Annotated in this window: 2 protein-coding genes; both read left to right on the top strand. The window is 37.3% G+C overall.

Translation table 11 applies throughout. The annotated features are described in order from the left end of the window. Window positions 1-310 precede the first annotated feature (310 nt). On the top strand, window positions 311-649 hold the full coding sequence (locus P20480_RS08145; RefSeq protein WP_008130107.1) for a hypothetical protein: 339 nt from the start codon (window positions 311-313) through the stop codon (window positions 647-649). Window positions 650-687: 38 nt separating this feature from the next. Continuing rightward, a complete protein-coding gene (locus P20480_RS08140) occupies window positions 688-1,986 on the top strand; it encodes an SPFH domain-containing protein (RefSeq protein ID WP_008130108.1) in 1,299 nt (432 codons plus the stop codon). Window positions 1,987-2,135 lie beyond the last annotated feature (149 nt).

The raw sequence follows: 2,135 nt of genomic DNA on the forward strand, positions 1-2,135 counted from the left end.
TGCTAAAGAAGAGCTTTCTTTATAATAAGCATTAGCTAGCGCAAGTTTCAAAAAAGCCCCTGCAAGGTATAACCTGTAGGGGCTTTTTTGTGCATGATATAAAAGTTTATCATTGTTTGCGGACCCTCACTTGAAAAAAATTTCATACCCAGACTCTTCTTTAGATCGATTTAGTATTTAGCTATCGGCTAATGTTACATTTTTTACCTGTTTTTTAGACGGTTATTCTGTAAAATCACGCATTAACATTTGTGAAAAAAATTTACACTTGTGATTAAGGTGATTATTCAACTAAATATAAGTAGGAATTATGATTTTTTATATTGTTGGGTTGAGTACATTGGTTATTATTTTGTGTTTAGCTATTTATGTCATTTATAGCAATGTACGCACAAGCCGAGTAAGAAAAGCAAAAGAATACAATGTGTTATTTGATAAAGATACCATTGTGGATGATCTTATTACTCAACTTACTGATAAAAACCAAGCCCAAGAAGACGAGCATAAAACAATAAAAGGCAAAGAAGAGATCCTTGCAACATTTATTGAATTGCATCGTTCAGGTAGTTTTTGTGCGCATTTAAGCGAGCAAGAAATTATTTACTTTGTTAAGAAAAAATTAAACATGGAGAGCAGTAACAATGGATAAAGAAAAAGTAATCCCAGCAAGAAAAAAATGAGTCGTTTATGAGCCGTTTTGGCCGTCGTAATGTCATTGTGGTGTCGTCAATTGTTGTTGTATTAGCGGTTATTGCCACTCTTACATCGCAGGTTATATCGTGGAACGAAGCAGATGAGCGTTTAGTACACCAATCAGCATTTACTGGTAATTTAACGGTGATAAATCAGGCTGGCCCTTATCTAAAAGCATTTGGTACTACCTCTGCTTATAAAAAAGTAATTTCTATCAACTTTACAGGCGACAGTAGTGCAACAGCAAGCGCGATAGTACCGTTAATCCCTATTCGCTTTTTAGATACAACAACCGGTGGGGCGCGTGGTGTGTCGCGTTTTATATTACCGGGCAATGTACCAGCTAGTGAGTCTGGCGCATTACGTGGTTTGCTTAAAATACACGAAGAATTTGGCTCGCAAGAAACCCTAATTTCTAACCTACTAATGCGTGCCACAACTGAAAATGTTAAAGCGTCTGCACGTATGATGTCGGTAGAGCAACATTACTCAGGTGGTAATGGCCAATTAAGCCAAGATTTTTCTGATCAGCTAACAAACGGTATTTTTGTAACCGAGCAAATTATTAGTACTGGTGAGCGTGATAAAACTGACGATTTAAGTAATTTGAGTAAACAGCAACGCGTTACTATTAATATTAAAAAAGACAGCGAAGGCAATGCACTGCGTAACGCACCTATTTTAGGCGCTTACGGTATTACAGTCGTTGATGCGAGCATTATTGATATTGACTACGAAAGTAAAGTAAACGCTCGTCTAGAAGCGCAAAAACAAGCAGCAGCAGATGAAGCACTTGCGCGTCAAAACCTTAAAAAAGCAGAGCAACAAGCGCGTACAGAGGTTGCACTAGGTGAGCAAGCCATTGCAAAGCAACGAGCTGAATCTGAAAAGCTAAAAATTAAAGAGCAAATAGATGCTGAGCGTATCAAAGCAAATGCGATTATTTCAGCGCAGCAACGTGTAGCGGTAAAAGCTGAGCTTGCAAAAGAGCAAGAAGAGATATTAAAGCAACAACGTTTAGAAGCTCTAGGTATGGATGTGTTAGCAGAGGCACGTTTACGTGCTAAGTCGGCAGCGCTTGATCCTAAATATGTTTTTGATGAAACATTAAAAGCTGAGGTGAAAATTCAAACTGCTTTATTTACAAGTTTAGGCAATAGCCGCCTAGTGCCTGAAATTGTTATTGGTGGTGCAGGTCAAGGTGAGCAAAGCAACGGTTCTGAATTTATGCGTTTACTAGCTGCTGATGCCGCTTTAAGTCTTAAAAAGCGTTTAGAGAAAGAGAAAAAATAAGCGATTTAGTAAATTTAAAAGTTCTGCTTAGTCCCAGGTAACAAAGACTAAAAAATAGAAACGACTGCCTAAAATTTCAGGCAGCGTTTTTTATTATGTGGAACTTTTCATAAAATGTATTAAAAAATTTACTATTCGTTCAGCCATAA

Origin of the sequence: Pseudoalteromonas sp. BSi20480 (genome assembly GCF_000241365.1) — a bacterium.
Lineage (GTDB): Bacteria > Pseudomonadota > Gammaproteobacteria > Enterobacterales > Alteromonadaceae > Pseudoalteromonas > Pseudoalteromonas marina.